This is a genomic window from Mesorhizobium sp. P2_B5 (assembly GCF_056404775.1).
Genome location: NZ_JBFUDJ010000014.1, coordinates 24,232 through 43,899 on the forward strand (window position 1 = coordinate 24,232; position 19,668 = coordinate 43,899).

The 19,668-nt window shown below is 58.2% G+C and carries 19 protein-coding genes; 11 read left to right on the forward strand and 8 right to left on the reverse strand.

Features of this window, described 5'->3' with window-relative positions; all coding sequences use genetic code 11:
• Positions 1 to 158 precede the first annotated feature (158 nt).
• Positions 159 to 2,804 (forward strand): DNA ligase D, encoded by a 2,646-nt coding sequence (gene ligD / locus AC1D1N_RS28950; protein WP_477352655.1) that lies wholly within the window; start codon positions 159 to 161, stop codon positions 2,802 to 2,804.
• A gap of 198 nt (positions 2,805 to 3,002) precedes the next feature.
• On the opposite strand, the gene ku (AC1D1N_RS28955) is transcribed toward ligD, so the two are convergent.
• The 5 genes from ku (AC1D1N_RS28955) to AC1D1N_RS28975 form a co-directional block, all read right to left on the reverse strand.
• A complete protein-coding gene (gene ku, locus AC1D1N_RS28955; protein WP_436258483.1) occupies positions 3,003 to 3,812 on the reverse strand; it encodes a non-homologous end joining protein Ku in 810 nt (269 codons plus the stop codon).
• A 12-nt stretch (positions 3,813 to 3,824) separates the two neighbouring features.
• Positions 3,825 to 4,691: a non-homologous end joining protein Ku gene (gene ku, locus AC1D1N_RS28960; RefSeq protein ID WP_477352657.1), complete on the reverse strand. Its 867-nt coding sequence runs from the start codon at positions 4,689 to 4,691 to the stop codon at positions 3,825 to 3,827.
• A 489-nt stretch (positions 4,692 to 5,180) separates the two neighbouring features.
• Positions 5,181 to 5,873 (reverse strand): hypothetical protein, encoded by a 693-nt coding sequence (locus AC1D1N_RS28965; RefSeq protein WP_436258481.1) that lies wholly within the window; start codon positions 5,871 to 5,873, stop codon positions 5,181 to 5,183.
• Positions 5,857 to 6,267, reverse strand: coding sequence for a phage holin family protein (locus AC1D1N_RS28970; protein WP_436258480.1), 411 nt, complete (start codon positions 6,265 to 6,267; stop codon positions 5,857 to 5,859). The genes AC1D1N_RS28965 and AC1D1N_RS28970 overlap by 17 nt, the downstream gene beginning before the upstream one ends.
• A 15-nt stretch (positions 6,268 to 6,282) precedes the next feature.
• On the reverse strand, positions 6,283 to 6,849 hold the full coding sequence (locus AC1D1N_RS28975) for a hypothetical protein (RefSeq protein ID WP_477352739.1): 567 nt from the start codon (positions 6,847 to 6,849) through the stop codon (positions 6,283 to 6,285).
• A 717-nt stretch (positions 6,850 to 7,566) separates the two neighbouring features.
• Between AC1D1N_RS28975 and AC1D1N_RS28980 the strand changes: the two genes are divergently transcribed.
• Positions 7,567 to 7,770 (forward strand): hypothetical protein, encoded by a 204-nt coding sequence (locus AC1D1N_RS28980; protein ID WP_436258478.1) that lies wholly within the window; start codon positions 7,567 to 7,569, stop codon positions 7,768 to 7,770.
• 155 nt (positions 7,771 to 7,925) lie between these two features.
• A complete protein-coding gene (locus tag AC1D1N_RS28985) occupies positions 7,926 to 9,269 on the forward strand; it encodes a phospholipase D-like domain-containing protein (RefSeq protein WP_436258477.1) in 1,344 nt (447 codons plus the stop codon).
• Between the two features lie 717 nt (positions 9,270 to 9,986).
• On the opposite strand, the gene AC1D1N_RS28990 is transcribed toward AC1D1N_RS28985, so the two are convergent.
• Positions 9,987 to 10,115 (reverse strand): hypothetical protein, encoded by a 129-nt coding sequence (locus AC1D1N_RS28990; protein WP_352590556.1) that lies wholly within the window; start codon positions 10,113 to 10,115, stop codon positions 9,987 to 9,989.
• A 60-nt stretch (positions 10,116 to 10,175) separates the two neighbouring features.
• Positions 10,176 to 10,703, reverse strand: coding sequence for a YciE/YciF ferroxidase family protein (locus AC1D1N_RS28995; RefSeq protein ID WP_436261911.1), 528 nt, complete (start codon positions 10,701 to 10,703; stop codon positions 10,176 to 10,178).
• 623 nt (positions 10,704 to 11,326) lie between these two features.
• On the opposite strand from AC1D1N_RS28995, the gene AC1D1N_RS29000 reads away from it, so the two are divergent.
• From AC1D1N_RS29000 to AC1D1N_RS29020, 5 genes are all read left to right on the forward strand, one after another.
• Positions 11,327 to 11,530: a CsbD family protein gene (locus tag AC1D1N_RS29000; protein WP_023768098.1), complete on the forward strand. Its 204-nt coding sequence runs from the start codon at positions 11,327 to 11,329 to the stop codon at positions 11,528 to 11,530.
• A gap of 131 nt (positions 11,531 to 11,661) precedes the next feature.
• Entirely contained in the window at positions 11,662 to 12,654 is a 993-nt protein-coding gene (locus AC1D1N_RS29005) for a YihY/virulence factor BrkB family protein (RefSeq protein ID WP_352590550.1), read from the forward strand.
• Positions 12,655 to 12,730: 76 nt separating this feature from the next.
• Positions 12,731 to 13,021, forward strand: a complete 291-nt coding sequence (locus AC1D1N_RS29010; RefSeq protein WP_352590547.1) for a hypothetical protein — start codon at positions 12,731 to 12,733, stop codon at positions 13,019 to 13,021.
• A 436-nt stretch (positions 13,022 to 13,457) separates the two neighbouring features.
• The gene (locus tag AC1D1N_RS29015; protein WP_436258475.1) at positions 13,458 to 13,751 is read left to right on the forward strand and encodes a helix-turn-helix domain-containing protein; all 294 of its coding nucleotides are present in this window, start codon (positions 13,458 to 13,460) and stop codon (positions 13,749 to 13,751) included.
• 1,194 nt (positions 13,752 to 14,945) lie between these two features.
• Positions 14,946 to 16,235: an NRAMP family divalent metal transporter gene (locus AC1D1N_RS29020; RefSeq protein ID WP_436258474.1), complete on the forward strand. Its 1,290-nt coding sequence runs from the start codon at positions 14,946 to 14,948 to the stop codon at positions 16,233 to 16,235.
• Positions 16,236 to 16,403: 168 nt separating this feature from the next.
• On the opposite strand, the gene AC1D1N_RS29025 is transcribed toward AC1D1N_RS29020, so the two are convergent.
• The gene (locus AC1D1N_RS29025) at positions 16,404 to 17,039 is read right to left on the reverse strand and encodes a hypothetical protein (RefSeq protein ID WP_436258473.1); all 636 of its coding nucleotides are present in this window, start codon (positions 17,037 to 17,039) and stop codon (positions 16,404 to 16,406) included.
• 190 nt (positions 17,040 to 17,229) lie between these two features.
• Here AC1D1N_RS29025 and AC1D1N_RS29030 point away from each other — a divergent pair, with 190 nt between their 5' ends.
• From AC1D1N_RS29030 to AC1D1N_RS29040, 3 genes are all read left to right on the forward strand, one after another.
• Positions 17,230 to 17,508, forward strand: coding sequence for a hypothetical protein (locus AC1D1N_RS29030; RefSeq protein WP_436258472.1), 279 nt, complete (start codon positions 17,230 to 17,232; stop codon positions 17,506 to 17,508).
• 833 nt (positions 17,509 to 18,341) lie between these two features.
• Complete coding sequence (locus AC1D1N_RS29035) at positions 18,342 to 18,545, forward strand: hypothetical protein (protein ID WP_436258471.1); 204 nt, start codon at positions 18,342 to 18,344, stop codon at positions 18,543 to 18,545.
• Positions 18,546 to 18,876: 331 nt separating this feature from the next.
• Positions 18,877 to 19,629: a PRC-barrel domain-containing protein gene (locus AC1D1N_RS29040; RefSeq protein ID WP_477352663.1), complete on the forward strand. Its 753-nt coding sequence runs from the start codon at positions 18,877 to 18,879 to the stop codon at positions 19,627 to 19,629.
• The last annotated feature ends 39 nt before the right edge of the window (positions 19,630 to 19,668 follow it).

Consider the following 19,668-nt stretch of genomic DNA (forward strand, 5'->3'; position numbering starts at 1 on the left):
CCAAAAGATTTTGGCCTCGTCGGTTTGTTCGAGTTTCCTGCGCGACATAAGCATCCGCCGTCGGTGTGGTTCAGCGAGGGTCGGTATCTCGCTCGGCTCAAGGAACCACTTGTTAGTCCGAACCATTCTTCGAGAAGTGCCGTACGTCCGAGGAATAGATGGCGACCGACAAGCTCTCAAAGTACAAATCGAAGCGTGATTTCGAACTCACGCAGGAACCGAGCGGAAAGGAAGCGATCAGGCCGTCTAACCGGCGGCGGTTCGTCATCCAGAAACACGACGCCACCCGGCTCCACTATGATCTCAGACTTGAACTCGACGGCGTCTTCAAATCCTGGGCGGTGACCCGCGGACCTTCGCTTGATCCGCATGACAAGCGTCTTGCGGTTGAAGTCGAAGATCATCCGCTCGACTACGGGGACTTCGAAGGCACGATTCCGAAGGGGCAGTATGGCGGCGGCACTGTGATGCTCTGGGACCGGGGCTATTGGGAACCGGAGGGTAAGAAGAGCCCTGAACAGGCATTGGCGAAAGGCGACTTCAAGTTCACGTTGGAAGGAGAGCGGCTGCACGGCAGCTTCGTTCTGGTCCGGATGGCCAACGACCGGGAGCGAGGCAAGCGTCCGAACTGGCTGCTGATCAAGCATCGCGACGCGTTTTCGGTAGAGGAGGGTGGCGGCGCTATTCTGGACAAAAATGCCACCTCGGTGGCTTCCGGCCGCACCATGGAGGAGGTTGCTTCAGGAAAAGGCCGCAAGCCCAAACCTTTCATGCTGCAGGGCGGAAAGGTGGGCGCCAATGCGGTGTGGGATAGCCGTGCCGGCCTGGCCGCTCAGGAGCGCAAGGAGAAAGCTCGCGGCAAAAAAAAGGCGGATGCGACCAGACCGGTCGATCTACCAGAATTCATCGCCCCGCAGCTCTGCGACACTCTGGCGAGGCCCCCATCGGGCAGCGGATGGCTGCACGAAATCAAGTTTGACGGATATCGCATCCAGACGCGCATACTCGACAGCGACGCGACACTGAAGACGCGCAAGGGACTAGACTGGACCGCCAAGTATCCCGCGATCGCACAGGCGGCCAGCGATCTTCCGGACGCAATCATCGATGGCGAGATATGTGCGCTTGATGCGAATGGCGCTCCGGATTTCGCCGCCCTTCAGGCCGCCCTGTCCGAAGGCAAGACTGATGCGCTGGTCTATTTTGCATTTGACCTGCTCTTCGACGGCTCTGAAGACCTGCGTGCGTTGCCGCTTTCGGAACGGAAGGCTCGCTTGCAGCACTTCCTGTCCGATGCGCGAGATGATGCCCGCATACGCTTTGTCGAGCACTTTGAAACCGGCGGCGATGCGGTGCTGCGCTCGGCCTGCCGATTGTCGCTTGAGGGAATCGTGTCGAAGCGTGCCGACGCGCCCTATGTTTCAGGTCGTACCGAGACCTGGGCAAAGTCCAAATGCCGCGCCGGCCACGAGGTTGTCATCGGCGCATATGCCACCACCAACGGGAAGTTCCGATCGCTTCTGGTTGGTGTCAACCGCGGCGATAGGTTCGTCTATGTCGGGCGCGTCGGTACCGGCTACGGCGCCGCGAAGGTGAAGGACCTGTTGCCTAAGCTGAAGGCGCTCGAAACGACGAAATCCCCGTTCACGGGCATCGGCGCTCCGAAGAAAGACCGCGGTGTCGTCTGGCTCAAGCCGGAGCTCGTGGCGGAGATCGAATTCGCCGGCTGGACATCCGATGGTCTTGTTCGGCAGGCGGCATTCAAGGGGTTGCGGGCGGACAAGCCGGCCGAGGAGGTCGAGGCCGAGAAGCCGGCCTCGCCGACGACGACGGAGGTATCCCGGCCTGCGACACCGACATGGCCGAAACCTTCTCGGCGTGGCGGCAAGGTCGATGTCATGGGCGTACTGATCTCCAACCCCGAAAAGCCCTTGTGGCCCGATGCCAACGACAGCGCGCCGGTCACCAAGGAAGACCTCGCCCGCTACTACGAAGCAGTCGGCGCGTGGATGATCAAGCACATCCGCGGCCGGCCGTGCTCGATCATAAGGGCGCCGGACGGGGTCGACGGCGAGCAGTTCTTCCAGCGCCATGCGATGGCTGGCACCTCCAATCTTCTGGAATTGGTAACGGTATTCGGTGACAGAAAGCCTTATCTGCAGATCGATCGTATCGAAGGGCTCGCTGCAGTGGCCCAGATCGGTGCGGTTGAACTGCATCCCTGGAATTGCGAGCCCCAGCAGCCGGAGGTGCCAGGCCGTCTGGTCTTCGACCTCGACCCTGGTCCAGACGTTCCCTTTTCCATGGTTGTGCAAGCGGCCAGGGAAATGCGCGAGCGGCTTGACGACCTCGGGCTCGTCAGCTTCTGCAAGACGACCGGCGGAAAGGGCCTGCATGTCGTGACGCCGCTCGCTGTCACCAGCCGCACCAAGCTCACCTGGCCGGTGGCCAAGGGTTTTGCGCACGACGTCTGCCTTGCCATGGCGCATAACAACCCTGAGCTCTATCTGACCAAGATGGCGAAGAACCTGCGCCACGGGCGCATCTTCCTCGACTATCTGCGCAATGACCGCATGGCCACGGCGGTTGCGCCGCTCTCGCCGCGCGCGCGGCCCGGAGCGACGGTATCGATGCCGCTGACCTGGACGCAGGTTAGGGCCGATCTCGACCCCAACCGCTACACGCTGCGCACCGTGCCCGGGTTGCTCGCGAAGAGTAAGGCCTGGAAGGATTACGACAAAGGTCATCGTCCTCTGGAGCCGGCCATCAGACGGCTGGGAAGGACGACGAAGCAGGCTGCCTGATCAGATCTGCGTCCGCTCATGTCGAACAACGCGGCATCGGCCTTTACCTCGCGCAGTCTCTGATAGGACGCGTGCCGCAACTTTCCGTCGTTGCGGTTGCGTCGGCTCGCGTTTCCGCAAGCGGCGAGACTGAACTGTTCATTCACGGAGTGCTCGCATTGTGACTACCGGCCCACCGGTCTGGGTGATCGGCGCATCCTAGCGCTTGCCCGGACGGTTCTCCGCCTCGACGGATTTACGCAACGCGTCCATGATACTGATGACGTTGTTGGGAGTGGCCTTCGACTCAGCGCCCTTGGCCTTTGTCGGACGCTTCGTCTTCTTACGCTTGGCCTCGATGATCTCCAGCAGCTTGCCCTGAACCGGATCTGACACCAGCGTGCTATCCCAATGGCGCGTCTGCTTCTTGATGAACTGTTGGATCAGCGGCATCATCTCGGGGTCGGACATTGTGCCCTCGATGCCCTCGAAGTAGGCCTGTTCGTCGCGAACCTCGTCACCATAACGCAACGTCCACAAGACGATGCCTTTGCCGCGCGGCTCAAGCATGACGGCGCGTTCCCGACGCGAGATCACCAGTCGTGAGATGCCGACCATGTCCTCCGCTGCCATGGCATCCCGGATGACCGAGAATGCCTCCTCCCCGACCGGATCGTTTGGCGACAGGTAATATGGCGTGTCGAGCCAGATCCATTCGATGGAATCGCGCGGAGAGAAGACCTCGATATCGATGGTCCTGGTGCTGTCGAGGGCGACGTTTTCGAGCTCCTCGTCTTCGAGGATGATGTAGTCGTTCTCGCCGCGCTGATAGCCCTTAACCTCGTCTTCCTCTTTCACCTCCTTGCCGGTGACCGCATCGACGTAATGACTGACGACGCGGTTGTGCGTCTCGCGATTGAGCGTATGGAACCGGACCTTTTCGCTCTCTGAGGTCGCCGGCATCATCTGCACGGGGCAAGTTACCAATGAGAGCTTCAGATAGCCTTTCCAGTATGGGCGGACCGCCAAGACAACCTCCGATCAGGCAGCGCGCTTCGTGCTTGCGGCGCGCCCGGGCTGCGGCTTCCGATCACTGGTGGTCTTCGCTACAGTGCGTTTCGGCTTTTCACTGGCTCCCATTCCGGCGCTTTGTCGCAAGGCTTGCAGCAGGTCGTTCTTCTTCGCGGGCGGCGGCGCCTTCTTCTTGGGCAGAGCCTTGCCCTCGATCTTTGCCTTGACCAGTTCGGCGACCGCGGCTTCATAGCGATCGTCGAAGCTCTTCGCGTCGAAAGCGCCCTTCTTGGAGTTGATGATGTGCTTGGCGAGGTCCAGCATCTCCCCGTCGATCTCCATTTGGGCTATGTCGTCGAAAGCCTCCTTTGCGGAGCGGACCTCATAATCGAAATTCAGCGTCGTGCCGATCAGGCCTTTCCCATGGGGGCGGATCAGAACCGTACGCAGGCGCCGGAACAACACCGTGCGCGCAAGCGCCGCAACTTTCGCCTGTCGCATGCCGTCACGCAGCAGCCTGAAGGCATCGGCGCCCATTTTGTCGGGGATGAGGTAGTAGGGCTTATCGAAATAGACGTCATCGATCTCGTCGCACGGCACAAAGGCCTCGATCTTGAGGGTCTTGTCGCTATCGGGAACTGCAGCTGCAACCTCTTCCGGCTCAAGGACAACGTAATCGCCATTCTCGATCTCGTATCCCTTGACCTGGTCTTCCCGCTCGACCGGATCGCCTGTCTCGCTGTCGACGAACTCGCGTCGGACCCGGTTGCCGGTAGCGCGGTTGAGCGTGTTGAAGGCGATGCGCTCAGCGGATGAAACTGCCGTATAAAGCGCCACGGCGCAGGCAACTTCTCCGAACTTGACATAACCCTTCCAATTCGCACGCGCGGACACCATCGAACTCAAAACTCCGACACAACCCATACGAGTCATTAAGCGAATCTTGGCCGTGAAGGTTCCCAGTCAAAAACGAATCTAATTTCAATGGGTTGGCGATACGACCGGTGCGCAAATCTGCTTCAACGGCTTCGCTTGCGGTTCTGAAGCCGTTCGCGGGCGGCGTCGACGGGCTGCACATGAGAGCAGATTGTCACTCCTATCGTTACCCGAAGGCCAAAATATTACGTCGCAAGAACTTAGAGATCCTGCGACCAAGCTCTGAGATGGCCTCTCCTCTCGATGGGCATCTCGAAGGTGGCAGTCTGGACAAGAAGAGCCTTTACACGGTCGATTGCACCGAGAGCGCCATCAACGTCCTCGCCTCGTGCCATTTCGACAGTTACAGATTCCCCGCCCTCCCCCTCAAAAACTACTCGAATAAGAGGCCGGCCTGAGGACGCCGCGGCAGGTCCAATGTTGATTCCGACGATCTGCATGGGAAGTCCTTCAATTTTTCAGTGACGAAGGCTTTCGCCGGTTCGATCGGTGATTTCCTTGATCGTGCTCATCCGCATGGCCGAGGGAGTCGCTGGCTACGGTCAATACTGCCAGGAACGCAGCGGCGTATCTGGCAAAGCCGAAGGCCTGCGCGGCGGCCAATTTCGCACCGCGCGCATGTTCAGCGATAAACTTGTCCGCGGCATCCTGAACTTCAGCCCCAGCCTTGCCGAACAGGTCGCGCTCTTTTGCCGTAGACTTAAACGCCTTCCCGATAATGTGGCCGATCAACAGGCTTCCCGCAGATCCGGCGAGCACCCTTGCGCGCGTCAGGTTTGTAATCGCCTTGCCCGTATGGGTTTCGTAACGCATTGACGCTGCGTCCGAATGCGTGGCGCTGCCAACGAGGTCGACAGCGTCGTGACCGATGCCTGCGGGGCCGCGGGCACTCCGCCGGCCCGCGTCGAATATGACAAATGCGCCCAACGCGACCGCTGCGGCGGCGCCGCCGTTATCCTTCACAGCGTCGGACACACCGCCAAGAGCCTTAGCAACTTTCTGCTTGGCGTATCGCGTCGACGCGTCGACCAGATTTCGGGGCTGCAGCCGCCGGCTTATTTCGCTGACCGGCTCAAACAAAGCCTGACGCTCTGTTCGGCTCTGCAGCATGATTTCCCGCATCTCTTCATTGGGTTGAGCCAAAACGCATCCCCTGTTTCAGTGTTGCGATGTCAGTGCGCACCTGATTGACGGTCTCGACCGGTGTGATGGTCCATCCCGCAAGCGCTCGCTTGGCAAGATAGAGCAACAGCACTCCGCCCACCCCCAGCAAAACGCCGACGACCAAACACGCGACCATCGGATTCACGCCGAGGTGGATCATCGCGAGGATCAGGAACTGGACCATCGCGAACGCTGCGAGGACAAACAGCGCCAGTGCGGCGATGCCGCATGCGCCCGACGAGACGATCGTCGACGCCTTGACCTTCATCTCCGCCCTGAGAAGGCGAAGGTCGAGGCGCATCAGCGAAGCGAATTGGCTCAACACTTCGCTGAACACGCTTCCTAAGGATCGGCGATCGGTACCATCATCCATTTGGAGTGCTTCCTCTCAGGACCGATCAGAGCTTCGCATGATGCGGGTGAGAACCACGCCGGCCAGGATGCCGATGCCGAAGAAGGCGGCAGGCTGGCGCTGGGCGAATTTTGTAACGGAGTCCAGCAACTCACCCACGTTGCGATCCCTGATATCCGACGAAATCCGTTCCACACCTTCGGCCGCGCTGCGGACCATGCCAGCAACCTGTGGGGATTGCTTCTCGATGCCGTCGGCTGCTTCTTTGACGGAATGGGCGATATTGGCGATCGCGTCGGCGCCCGCGGTCTTGTTCGTCTCCACCGCTTCTTTGAATGCTCCAGCAGCATCCGATGCCACCGAGCCGACATAATTTTTCGCGTCAGTGGATACGGAAGCGGCAGCGCTCTTGAGGTGTGTTGCAGTTTCGGCCGCGCTGGACTTCAACTTGCCGATTGCTTCCTTGCTTTTTTCGGTCTGGCGGGTATCGGTCTTGTCCTGCCATTCATTTCCCCCAGAGGGTCCGCTGAGGTCGTTGTTTATGGGCGTGTTCACGTTTTTTCGCTCCTGTTCCTGAAATTGATCTTGTGAATTGAACTTCACCAACGGCACCCAGTTCCTGCTCAAATCGAATATTCCTGGCGCACAACGGGGCTCTTGAAATCAAGTGACAACCCTTGGTGAGTCCCTCACTCGCGGCGGTTGCTCCGCAGAAGCTGAAGGCATTTTTGAAACCCGGCGGCTTGGCCCGTTCCCGAGGCGACGATTGCGTTCGCGGGCCGAGCGCGAACTTCGAGCCGCCATCACAATCAACTTGTTCAAGGCGGGCGTCAGAAGCGTGACCTTGGCCGTCTGACGCGGCACGACGAATGGACGCTTCGTGAGCGCTCCCCTTGAACGCACAGGCGGGCGGCAGGCAAGCTCATCGTTTCGTGCCGGCAATTGCCAAGCGGCCTGTTACGCCTACACCTGGGAGTCCAGCCTACCTATCCTTCTGGGACAGACGGGAGAACGGCGAAGGCTGGCTAAAAAGCGCCGATCTTTGCGATAATGAAGGCAACCGCAAGTGCGCGGTGGCGATTGCGAGAGCTTCGAATTGAGAAGCCAAATGGGATGTGCAGATAAAGAAGACCTCACCTCGGGCAGCACTGATCGAATCAGAAAAATTCGTGAGAATTTTGCTGCCGGTCAGTGAGAGAGGCCGCCGATGAGCAGGCAAAAAACCAAATGTGGTCTTGGTCCCCTGTTGTCCAGTCTCGCTGCGGTGGAACGGGTTGTCATAACGCGCGTTGCTCCAAAAGCTTAACAGGGGAACGCAGAATGGACGAGGATCTCTGTATGAAAATCGCGCGAACCGACCTCTCTTTAACCGGTGCGAGCAGCGACATGGCTACCATCATGTCGGGGGTCGCGACTACAGTTGAGGATTTCTTCGTCGGCGCCGAAGACGGTCTGGCCCATCGGCAGAGCTATGATGGAATTTATTGTGAAACCATCAGACGGTCAGAAGCGTCGGGCGCATAGCGAAAACACCCGTCTGTCAGTCTCGTCAATCAGCGCTTGTACGCGCTTCAACAAAGGCTAGTCGATTGTCTAAGAGTTCTGCGCGAACGCTATCTTTGTCGGGATTGCTCTCAAGCGACGCGGGCAAGCTGCGCCCCTTTGTAAGTTCTTGAGAGATGGCAACCGAGCTGCCGCCTTTCGGTCGCATGGCTTCACCCACAAACGTGAAAGCGGGCAAATCCGGACGTTTGCGGAAGGGGCTCCTGTACGTCGCCGTTGCTGTGGTCGCAAGCTTGCTGACGGTGGTCACCATAAATGTAATTCCAGACCAGCGCGTTGTGCAATCGCCCGTGCCCCACCGTTTTTACGCATCGGATCCACAATTCGCCAAGACGATGAGCAGCTTCTCGCAAGGGCACATCTTCAGTTCGAACGCTGTCCAGACCCTCGTCAACGGGGACGAGATTTTTCCTTCTATGCTCCAAGCAGTCCGAGCCGCTCATTCGACGGTCGATATGGAGACCTATATCTACTGGTCTGGGGCTGTCGGCTATGAGTTCGCGACGTCTCTTGCCACGAAAGCAAAAGAGGGCGTTGAGGTCCGCGTTCTGGTCGACTGGGTCGGAAGTCTTCCGTTCGATGAAGAGCTCATCCGCATCATGACAAGTGCCGGCGTAAAGTTCGAGCGCTATCGACCCATCCATTGGTACACGCTTGATCGCGTAAACAATCGCACCCACCGCAAGTTGCTGATCGTGGACGGACGGGTCGCATTCACCGGTGGCGTAGGCATCGCTGACAATTGGAGAGGAAATGCTCGCAACCCCGATGAGTGGCGCGACACCCACTACCGAATCGAAGGACCGGCCGTATCAGCTTTTCAGGCGGCGTTCGCGGAAAACTGGATGGAGACAACCGGGGAGACGTTGCAGGGTGAGAAGTTCTATCCTCCGCTCCAACCAACGGGAACACTGGGCGCCCAGCTGATCCTGTCCTCGCAGCCGAATGGCTCGGCGGACATGGAACTGATGATGTTGGCAGCGATCGCCGCTGCTGAAGATCACTTGCGTATCGGGATGGCCTATTTCGTACCGGACGACATCGCCCTCGAGCAGATCCTGGGCGCTAGGAAACGAGGCGTATCGGTTGATGTTATCGTGCCCAGTTCCATTACCGACGTGCCACTGACCCGAAAGAGTTCGCGGTATTTCTGGGGCACATTGCTTAGAGCAGGTGTTCACATCTTCGAGTTCCAGCCCACGATGTACCATCCCAAACTCTTGATCGTTGACGACGTCTGGGCGAGCTTTGGTTCAGCCAATTTGGACGAGCGTTCCTTGCGTCTGAACGACGAAGCCACGCTGAACGTTTACGGCAAGGATTTTGCTCGGACGCAAATCGATTTGTTCAATCAAGATCTTGAGCGGTGCAGGCAGATCAGCCTAGAAGAATGGCAGACTAGGCCCCTCAGCGAAAAGGTTGCAGACTGGTTTGCCAGTTGGCTGAGGTCGCAGCTTTGACCGGTGCGTGGCCCGACTCCCCCTCGGCAAGCATCCCGCATAATGCTGCGCTTGCCCCAACCGAGCCCGAGTCGATTGCGCAAAGAAGTGCTTGTCTTACTCGTGCGACAAACCGCCGGGGGCTGCCATACCATGGGACGTTGAGCCTCGCCCATCATGTCCGCAACGAGGTTCCCAATCCCGAGTTAGTTCAGTCACAGATCAGGCTGAGGTGTTACTAGAGCTCAGCGATCGCGAGGAACCAAGACGACAGTTGGGCATTCGAAGCGACTTTTGGGCAGACGGCGCCGGTAAGAGGGTCCTGAGTAAAGTCCGGGTGGCAATGCTCCCGCGGTCACGTGTCCTTCCCCCGGTGTCAAAAGGCCCGCAGGAAGACGCAGAGATGCCGAGCCAGAAATTAGCTGGTTCGCTGCCGCCCCAGGCGTCACAATCTGCAAGGCGCGGCCTAATGGTCGCGGCGAAACAACCATCCGCGATCCCGCAGAGTTGCAGTCTTGCCGCCGGCTGGGCAAGCTCAAACCGGCTGCAGACGAATATCACGCTAGAGATCGCTTTCGCGGACCGCTCTCGTTGGTTGGAAATTTCCACGTCTCGCGAGCACGCACGGTCTCGTAACGACCCTGAACGGTATGGAGGCACCTAAAAAAGCGGGTGGCGATCCGAAAATCGCCACCCATTTCCTCGACATGAATATACCGGAACGTTTCCCCTGCGGCGCTACTTCGGCTTTTGAGATAGGACAGGCTGCATCACGCTATTTCGATAGGCGTCACCTAGGGCGCGCCGCCGAACCAAAGCGGCAGAAAATTCAAGAAACAGACTTTGCAGTTGTTTGTAGATACGCATGGCAATCTCCCCTACAATGCGCAAGGCCTCGAAGCTACTGCCCAGGCCATTGGAGAATGGTCAAGCCGCCCCCTGGCTGGCTGCGCGTTCGTTCACTCCCGCCTCGCCGAGCGCCGTGAGGGTGTCGTCAGTAGCCTTTTCCTCTTCGAGAGTCGCATCGAGCAGCTCGATCACATCCTCCTTACCTAAGGCAGCCGCCCAAGCGATCAGAGTTCCATACCTGGCGATTTCGTAGTGCTCTACCGCCTGCGCGGCCCCGACCAGACCAGCATCCAACGAGGGCGAACCCTTATATTCCTCAAGGATTTCGGACCCTTCCTCGAGGATGCCATCAATGGCGGGGCAGGTTTTGCCGCGTGCTGGAACGCCGAGAAGTGCAAAGACTTCCTCCAAGCGCTCAACCTGCCCCTCGGTCTCTGCAAGATGTTTCTGGAAGGCGGCTGAGACTTGCTCGTCATATGCTCCTCTGGCCATCTTTGGCAGAGCTTTCAGAATTTTCTTCTCGGCGTAATAGATGTCTTTTAGTCCGTCCAGGAGAAGGTCCTCCAGGTCCTTATTGTTGCCATTGGCTTTTTTTGGCGTGGCCATGTGCAGTCTCCTTTGTTCAAAAACGCCCACAATGAGCGATTCGGAAACTTCGAAAAATGCGCCGAGTTCCGTGAGGAAGGAGATTTCAAGTCGCACCTGGTCGCTCCGGGAAGCCCGACGCTTTGTGACCGCTAGAGATCGGACGGCGGCCGTGGCCCCGCCGATCACTCAGACATTGCAATTTTCGTTTTTGGGCGCGCGCCCGTGCAGCCTGAGCCACCTCAAGCCCAGCCTTCGCTTGCGCTCGGCGTCATTATGTAGTGGCGGCCAGTCGTCCTCTCGCCTTTTATCGAGAGCGTTGGAACAATTCGGGCGCAACGAATTTTAAGGCGCTGATATTTGGGAGCGCCGAAATGAGGTTCGTTGCTATCATGGACCCGACCCACCAAACACGGTGAGGTGGCGCTGCGACAGAAATGTCTGTGGCGACCGCCCGCCGAACTGCTGGTAGAGTTGCAAACCCGGCCGCGTTGCTCGATCCGCCTGCAGCAGCACAGGTTCAGAGCTGAGACAATTGTTTGCGCAAATCGCAAGCTCCGATCGGAGATGCAAGGTGCCCATTCGGAACCTCGCGCCTGAAATGGCGTTTTAGCTGCTGTGCAACAACTACGGAGGCGACGGCCATGGATTGGAACCGCGTTGAAGGAAACTGGAAGCAGGTAAAGGGTAAGGTCAAGGAACAGTGGGGCAAACTCACCGACGACGATCTCGATCGCATTGCAGGCAAGCGCGATCAGCTTGAAGGCAAGATTCAGGAGAGATATGGCATCGAGAAGGACCGGGTCCGGCGAGACGTCGACGACTGGTATTCGAGGCAAGGTTGGTAGACTCTCGCAGGGGCGCGCAGGCGCCCCTGATTTTCGTTAGCGAGCATCACCTCGCGCTACCAGCACGTGGCAGCGGGCTCGTTTTCGCCGCCCACAGCACTAGGTTCCTCTCAGGCAAAAGGGGGTTCCCAATGCGAGTGGCACGCGAAGCTTGGTCTCTTGGCAAGGATAGCATCCTCGGGTTCATCAACGATAATGCACTTAGCCACGGCGCGGCGATGGCGTTCTATGCCGTTACATCCTTGGCCCCCATTTTGTTGATCGTTGTTGCGATTGCCGGGCTTGTCTTCGGGCATGACGCAGCTCAAGTCGCCTTGTCAGCCGAAATTGCAGGCGTGATGGGTACGCAAACCGGAGATCTTCTGCGCACCACCATTGAAAGCGCTTCTCATAGAACATCGGGCACTCTTGCCACGCTGGTAGGCATCGTCACTCTCTTTGTCACAGCCTCAGGTGTTTTTGGCGAAATGCAGCTTTCGCTCAACAAGATCTGGAAGATTGATCCTCCCGCCATGTCCTTGTCGCGACTGGTCCGAGCGCGGGCCGCCAGCCTTGGCTTGGTTGCAGCGTTGGGGTTTTTACTGCTTGTCTCATTGGCGGCGAGCACTGCGATTTCCGCGCTTGGCGCTGTTATCAACGACCATCTGCCGTTCGGCACATTCATCCTCGCCTTGATAAACGGCATTGTTTCATTCGTCCTGATTTCCGCTCTGTTTGCCGCGATCTTCAAAATTCTGCCGGACCGGTCTCTCGAGTGGCGCGATGTCGGAATTGGTGCGGTGGTGACCGCTTTGCTCTTCACCGTCGGCAAGTCTCTTATCGGCTGGTACATCGGAACCAGTGCAACCGCATCCTCCTACGGGGCGGCCGGCGCGCTACTGGTCGTACTGCTCTGGGTTTACTATTCGTCGGAGATCTTCTTGCTCGGCGCCGAATTCACGCGAGCCTATTCGGTGCGTCTCGGCAGTCGGTCCGACCTTCGACCGGTAGTTGCGCAGAAAGCTTTGCCGAAGCAGGTATCAGATGTCGGAACAATTACCCAACGCGAGATACAGGCCTGGATTGTGATCACTGGCTTGCTGACCATCGTCGCGACAAGGTTATTGCGATCGCGGCGATCTTAGCTGCATTCCCCCACCAATTCTGTTTCCCTTGGAACGCAACTCGGGCATGGGCATTGCCTAGGAACAGGAGGTTCCTATGCCAAAATTTCGTTTTGAGACGACCGCGTCTGGCCAGACCACAGCTTTCGAGGAAGAACTCGCCAGCGCGGACATGGCCAGTCCGAGAGCTATCGAAAAGGCACGCGCAGCAATCGTGGAGGACCCTGGCACCGAGCAATCGGGATCAATTACCAGGGTCTATGATGAAGCCGGATATCTGGTTGCCACGGTCAATTTTTCCGATGTCTTGCCCGTCAATCCGGACGCCGCTTCAGATGGGATTAGCGATGCGCCTATCGAGGAGCCGGGCGTGATGCGATCTGGCTGACCGCGGCGCATACTAGCTTTGCAATTGGATCTCACGCGATCGCAATCTCTTGGAGGTGCGTCGAGGAGCCCTTCTGTCGATGGCGAGAAAAAATGAAACCGATCTATCGGTTGGGGTGGTCCGTAGCCAAAGCTTTGAAGAACAGTAGACATGCCAGCAGCGAAACGACGCTTCCTAGAACGTCGTCTGCGGTTAGGCCAGAAAAATAGACGAAATCGAACGCCAGTACCGCCATCGTCCCACAGCCACTAATGATTCGACCACAGCCGAATCAACCCGTGGGGGGCGCTAATGTTCCGGCCTGGACTTTCTGTCGTAGTGCGCTGCTCCAAGAGCTTGCTTTGCCTGATCCATTGTCGGTGCCTGCTCAGCGCTGACGCCTCAGATCGTCGCAAGGTCGAGGAACATATCAGCCATCTTGAATGTTTGAAGGCTTATGGACAGGAGAAACCTACTCTCAGCGGATCAATTACGAGCAGCACGATCCCTGCTGAACTGGTCGCGCGTGCGACTTGGCGCAAAGGCCAATCTTAGCGAAATGACGATCAGCGATTTTGAGAATGGCGTTAGGAAGCCGCGTCCCCATAACATAGCTGCCATGCGCCAGGCGTTTGAGGACGCTGGAATTGTCTTCACTGTCGAAGGCACTCCATCGCTGCCCCACTCTGAGAGTGACAGCGGTCTCGCCACCGACAATAGGATGTGGCGCCGACGGCAGAGAAAAGCATAAGGCAGCGGCTGCGTTGCTGAAGAAGAGCCGCGGCAGAAAGGGCTTTCGACAGCCAAGAATCGCGCCACGCCAAAACGCATACCGACGCGAGCTGAAAGCGAGCGAGGTATTATCTGTGATCAGACTGGCGCGGGAGCAATGCCGTCCAGCAAGAGGACTGCGAGACTGGCCACGAACCCGGCTGGGTACGAAGTCGAATGTCGGCGAAGGAACGGTCCGGGATTTCGAAACGGGGAGGGTCTCCCCACTCTCGACAAGCTCTTCGCAAATCGGGCGTTGGAGGTGGCAGGCGTCGCCTCGATGGGTGATGGCCAGACTGCCATGGCGTCCTGGGGTTCAGCTCACTACTCAACCAGCGCCCGGATATTTCGGATGGCGAAACCGGCATCATCGAAAACAGCGGGGAGATCAGGCCCTTGGCTTGGTTCACACATTGGTAATCGCTGCCATCTTCAAGCGTCCAGCTACGATTGACGACATTCATGGCCGCGTCTTCTTTTCCTGTCTCGTCGTGGAGCGAGGTGGGTTCTGACCGTCCGACTGGTGGGTCTTGTCATCGACGTCGTTCACAGGACGCGTCAGTCCCATCCCACCCTTCGGCTTCTGGTTGCCAGCCGCGTCTGGGAGAACGCGTCGGAAGGATCCGGACCGGTCCTGGCCGGATATTTGGTCGCTCCGGTTTCGCGATGGTTGTCGTCGTCGGGCATTTTCGATCCCTTCTTCCTTATTGAATGATAACCCCACCAGACGCCAAGGGGTTCCGCTGCTGATGGAACATTCCTTCTGGCAGGTCGCTGGCCAGCAAAGGGAGATGGCGGAAATGGGAGCGTCAAGAGTCTTAGCAAGGCAATCATCAAGGAGCCCGAAACCCCGGCGCCGAGATCAAGCGCAAAAATTCGACCGACACGGAGCTGCCCGACCCCAGCCCGAGGTGCGGGAAGTTGGGTGGGTTCGGCTTTGCCCGGGCCCCGCGGCCGTCACACTGGGCTGGCACATCGCGGCGACGGAGTGAAATTCCTATGATTGTGTGCTTACACCGATGAACAGCGAAAGGACTAGACCGCATACCTATGAGGTGCCTTCGTTCGCCCGCTCATTTTTTAGCGAATGCTACTATAAAAAGCTTTAGCTCTGGAGCTTTTGTCCAGCCGCCGCGTTAACGATCTGATTTCAGGGCGGTTTCGGGGCCATCAGTTGAGCGCGAAAACAGCGAATCCCGTTGTCGGGCCATCAAAGCCAAGGCTAATTCAGGTGCTCGGGCCTGGTCTCATTACAGGCGCATCCGATGACGATCCCAGTGGCATTGCCACCTACTCCCAGGCGGGGGCCCAATTCGGCTTCGGCCTTTCCTGGACGATGCTATTCAGTTATCCCCTAATGTCTGTCGTGCAGGAAATCAGTGCCCGCATAGGCCGAACGACGGGACGAGGCATCGCCGGCAATATGCGACAGTATTACCCGAACTGGCTGCTCCAGTCGGTCGTAGCGCTGCTCTTGATCGCTAACACCATTAACATCGGCGCTGATCTCGGCGCGATGGGCGATTCGCTGAAGCTTATCATTGGCGGTCCGACGCTGCTTTACGTCGTCTTGTTCGCGGCTATATCCATCGGGCTCCAGGTTTTTATGAAATACAAGCGCTACGTCGCGGTCCTTAAATGGCTGACGCTGTCGCTATTTGCCTATTTCGGTACGGTCATGGTCGTCCATGTCCCTTGGGGCCAAGTCGCGAAAGGCCTATTTATCCCCCAGCTGTCTCCGGACGCGTCATTCTGGACGTCGGTGGTCGCGATCTTCGGAACTACGATCAGTCCATACTTGTTCTTCTGGCAGGCATCCCAAGAGGTGGAGGACCAGAAAGCCAAGCCCAGGCGCAAGCCGCTCAAGAGAGCGCCAGAGCAGGCGGAGAATGCAATAGAGCGCATTCGTCTCGACACCTATATCGGAATGGGATTTTCCAATCTGGTCGCCCTCGCGATCATGATTACTGCCGGCGCCACGCTTCATGCCAAGGGTGTCACTGATATTCAATCCACTAGCCAGGCGGCCGATGCGCTTCGTCCGGTCGCCGGTGAATTTGCTTTCGCAATTTTCGCCCTCGGTGTTATCGGCACAGGGTTGCTTGCCATTCCGGTCTTGGCAGGTTCGGCAGGCTATGCCCTGGGTGAGGCACGGAAGTGGCCAGTGGGGCTCGAGCGTGCGCCGCTGGCCGCTAAGGCGTTCTACGCAACAATTGCAATCGCCACGCTGATTGGCGCGTCTCTCAACTTTACACCGATCAATCCTATCAAGGCACTTTACTGGAGCGCGGTGGTAAACGGCGTAGTCGCAGTACCGGTTATGGCGGTGATGATGCTCATGACAGGACGAAGCGACGTGATGGGCAAAATAACCGTGCCGCCGCTGATGCGTCTAATCGGTTGGATGGCGACAGTCATAATGGCGGCGGCGGCGGCAGTCATGATTTTCCAGGTGTTCGCCTAACCAGAGAGCAATGAAGATCCAGGGCGGTGTCGTGCCCTAAACGCCACTTGTAGATAAGGCTTAACCCTTTCGCCGTGCTCCTAGACCGCCCGGATGCCCGTTATTGCAGTGAGCCGGCACTTATCGGCCAGCCCCCTCCTTAGTCTTCGCCCGGCGCCGGGACCATTATCAGCGCAGAAGCCCAGCGATGTCGAACTCATCCCAATCGCGCAGGTCAGAACCCCTTTCCTTATCTCGGCTGCCGTCTGAATGGTCTGGTCGACGGGCTCTCTTGAGGGCGCGCTTCATGGCCGCCTGACCTGCAGCACGCCGCCTGTTTTCGGCGGCTGTCGCAATGTCCTGCTCTCGCCACAGCGAAACCAGGTCACGGTCAAGCACATCCTCAATATGCCGTGGGTCGAACACGTGAAAGGTGATCTTCCTGGCGCGGCCGCGCAATTTCACCGTCCGTGTCCCGGCACTTTCAAGGCGGCCATCCTTCAGCCAGCGGTGCCGTTCGCCGGCCTTGATCGTCAAGATGTCCTCGGCTTCGCGAGGGATCACCGGCAACTCCTCGATGTCTTTCATCGCATTCGATATGATCGCGCATGCATCGGAGACGTCAGCCTCAACACCTTCCGGTACGCGCAAGGTCAGGACCCGGGATTCGATATTCAGCAACTTTCTCGCTGCCATCGGAAGGCGTGACCGCACCTCCAGGAAAATACCCCTCGCCCGCACGGAGGACCCCAGCGTGGCGGTAGGCATCAGAGGCCACTCGCCGACCAGCTTCGCAGTTTCGTCGATTTTTCGCCGTTGAGGCATGAGCCCTTAGATAGGACCCTCATGCGAAAGTGCCATATAACCACACTGCTGGAACTCGCCCGAAAGCACACCCATCCTTCGAAGCCATCCCGAATTGGGCAACTTTGCGTTTACGAGAAACCTTTCCCTAAAACCCGCGTTGTGAAGCACGGTTTGCCACAAAGGCCGACCCTTTTAGGAGGAATTTGACATGAATCTCAAGAAAGTGGTTTTCGCTACCATCACCCTTGCAATGGTTTCCGGCGCCGCGGTCGCAGGAAGCACGTCTGCACTCGACGACCCGGCGAAGATGTCCCCCTTCTTCACGGATGCCGGCATGAAGACCATGAAGTCCGAAGCCGAAGCGAAAGCAGCGTGGGCGGCAATGTCCCAGGAAGACCGTGATGCCATCATGAAAGACTGCGCCGACGCAACTATAGCCAAGGCGCATGAAAACTTTTGCAAAATGGCAATGATGATGGGGAAATAAGCCTTCAGAAAGAAAGCTCGCTGACTTCGTCGGCGGGCTTTTCTTTCGAGAGATGTTGCCGTATTCGGCGAGATCGTCCACGGTGCGCTCGCTGATACATCTGGTGCGAGCAAGAACTTTCAGTCGTTTTCCCAAAATCAACAGCTTCGGCTGGCGAAGTTTCTCTTCGCGCGAACGCGGCTCGCGCCACCCAGATAGGCGCAGGCCCGATCAGCTCGCGGGCCGGTCGGCAGCGGGAACCCAAACGCTGCAATCACTCAACCTCGCGGTTTGGCGCAAGTTCCCTGAAAACGAAAAACCCGGTCGTCGCCTCTTACAGCAGTCGTCGTTGCAAGGGCCCGGCGGCGTATTACTTGGCCTTCGGCGTCGTGCCGGTCTCGCAGCTCGCTTCGGCGGCGGGTGCCTTGGCTGTCTCGATGCGCTTGGTTAGGTCGGCTTGAGCCGCATAGCGCGCTCGACGTCTCGGCTGGCGCTGACGATCCTCCCCTCATCGTTTCGAGATCTTTGGCGCTGCCGTCGAGGTCCGGCTCGGGAGTGTCGTACGGGTGGCGTCGGCTCCGTATCGTATCGAGACTGGGGCGACATAGGCCTCAGTCGGGCGCGGAGGTCATGCGGCCCTCGCCGCAATCGGAACCAAATGGGTGAAGCAGTGTTCCGTATGGAAGGGACAGCTACCAAGGATGCCAAGCGATGGTTGAAATCTTCAGCTTTGAATTGGCCAAGGCCCGCCCAAGGCCCGCAAAGCGTGCAGAGAGCCGACGCGTCCCTTGCCGCGCCGATGCAAAACGGCGATTGACGATGACCATAACGTGGAATGCTGAGGAGACAGCACCATGACGATGATGTTTGCACCGTTGGAAATGGGCGCCGAGAAGCGCAGCGCTCTTTACCACGCCGCCCGTTTGTCGATGCTCCACGACCGAGTGTTGAAGCGCCTCGACAAGGTCGATGACGCGGCCGACAAGGCGTTGGCAGCGGCCGAGTTGTTCGCTGCGATTGTTCGGACTGCCGAAAGTCGCGTGACGCTTGGAATGTAAGCACGCACAGGTGGAGTTGGTCATCCGCCCCGCGTCGGCCGCCGGGTGGCAGAGGCCATGGTGCGTGCCACAGGCGCCGCGTGCCTTCGCTTCTGTGCTCGGCAGCGGTTCCGATCTGGGGACTGAAGGGGTGTTTCTGCGCCGGTAGAGATCATGCACATCCTCGGAACGTAAGGCGGTTGCTTCCGTTGATCGAGATGACGTTGGCAGACACCGACCGTCAATCAACTAGGCAACAGAAGTAGTTCCACAATGATCCGGAAGATACTGGCTACAGCGGCCACAGCCGCTCTTATGTCGATCCCGTTCTACGCGCCCGGCGTCCATGCAAATGCTCCACGCGATTGTTGCTCCCGTTACGGACGGCAAACTCGTCTCGAAGATCATGGGAGCCGCGGTTTATGACAGCACCGCTGATGACGCGACGAAGATCGGCGACGTTAAGGACATCATCCTGGACAAGGACGGCAAGGCCAGAGTCGTCGTCATGGGCGTAGGCGGTTTCCTCGGCGTGGGCGAAAAGAATGTTGCCTACGATTTCGGCAAGCTCGAATGGATCAACAAAAAGGGCGACCGCTGGCTGGTGGCAAAGACTACCAAGGAAGAACTTCAAGCCCAGCCCAGTTTCGACACCGAGGCTTACGACGCGGCGGCGTCTGCCTCCACCACGGTCCAGCCTACGCCCGACGGCCAAACCGCTCCTGCGAAGACGGATAAAACCGCAACCGCTTCAATTGACAAGTCGTCGTTGGCCGAGATGCCGTCAGACAAAATCAGCGCGGCAAATCTAATTGGAACCAATGTGTATGGTGCAGATGATGCAAAGGTAGGCGATATCGGCGATGTCATTCTGACCGGCGACAAGAAGGTCGACACCATCATCGTCGATGTAGGTGGCTTTCTAGGCATTGGCGAAAAAAAGGTGGCCATCGGTATGGAGAACCTCAAGTTCATGACCGACAAGAACGGTAACCGCTGCCTCTATACGAACTTCACCAAGGAGCAGTTGACGGCTCAGCCTGCTTACGACAAGGCCACCTATGCTCAAAATCGCGACAAACAGCGCATCATCATCAACAAATGACAATCGCGAAATGCGCCCTCGTCCCATCCCGTGAGCGGG

Excerpts from the sequence above, each read along its gene's own strand:
- ligD (WP_477352655.1), top strand. The coding sequence starts at position 159 with ATGGCGACCGACAAGCTCTCAAAGTACAAATCGAAGCGTGATTTCGAA.
- ku (WP_477352657.1), bottom strand. The coding sequence starts at position 4,691 with ATGGTGTCCGCGCGTGCGAATTGGAAGGGTTATGTCAAGTTCGGAGAA.
- AC1D1N_RS28970 (WP_436258480.1), bottom strand. The coding sequence starts at position 6,267 with ATGGATGATGGTACCGATCGCCGATCCTTAGGAAGCGTGTTCAGCGAA.
- AC1D1N_RS28980 (WP_436258478.1), top strand. The coding sequence starts at position 7,567 with ATGGACGAGGATCTCTGTATGAAAATCGCGCGAACCGACCTCTCTTTA.
- AC1D1N_RS28985 (WP_436258477.1), top strand. The coding sequence starts at position 7,926 with ATGGCAACCGAGCTGCCGCCTTTCGGTCGCATGGCTTCACCCACAAAC.
- AC1D1N_RS28990 (WP_352590556.1), bottom strand. The coding sequence starts at position 10,115 with ATGCGTATCTACAAACAACTGCAAAGTCTGTTTCTTGAATTTTCTGCC.
- AC1D1N_RS28995 (WP_436261911.1), bottom strand. The coding sequence starts at position 10,703 with ATGGCCACGCCAAAAAAAGCCAATGGCAACAATAAGGACCTGGAGGAC.
- AC1D1N_RS29000 (WP_023768098.1), top strand. The coding sequence starts at position 11,327 with ATGGATTGGAACCGCGTTGAAGGAAACTGGAAGCAGGTAAAGGGTAAG.
- AC1D1N_RS29005 (WP_352590550.1), top strand. The coding sequence starts at position 11,662 with ATGCGAGTGGCACGCGAAGCTTGGTCTCTTGGCAAGGATAGCATCCTC.
- AC1D1N_RS29010 (WP_352590547.1), top strand. The coding sequence starts at position 12,731 with ATGCCAAAATTTCGTTTTGAGACGACCGCGTCTGGCCAGACCACAGCT.
- AC1D1N_RS29015 (WP_436258475.1), top strand. The coding sequence starts at position 13,458 with ATGGACAGGAGAAACCTACTCTCAGCGGATCAATTACGAGCAGCACGA.
- AC1D1N_RS29025 (WP_436258473.1), bottom strand. The coding sequence starts at position 17,039 with ATGCCTCAACGGCGAAAAATCGACGAAACTGCGAAGCTGGTCGGCGAG.
- AC1D1N_RS29030 (WP_436258472.1), top strand. The coding sequence starts at position 17,230 with ATGAATCTCAAGAAAGTGGTTTTCGCTACCATCACCCTTGCAATGGTT.
- AC1D1N_RS29035 (WP_436258471.1), top strand. The coding sequence starts at position 18,342 with ATGACGATGATGTTTGCACCGTTGGAAATGGGCGCCGAGAAGCGCAGC.
- AC1D1N_RS29040 (WP_477352663.1), top strand. The coding sequence starts at position 18,877 with ATGCTCCACGCGATTGTTGCTCCCGTTACGGACGGCAAACTCGTCTCG.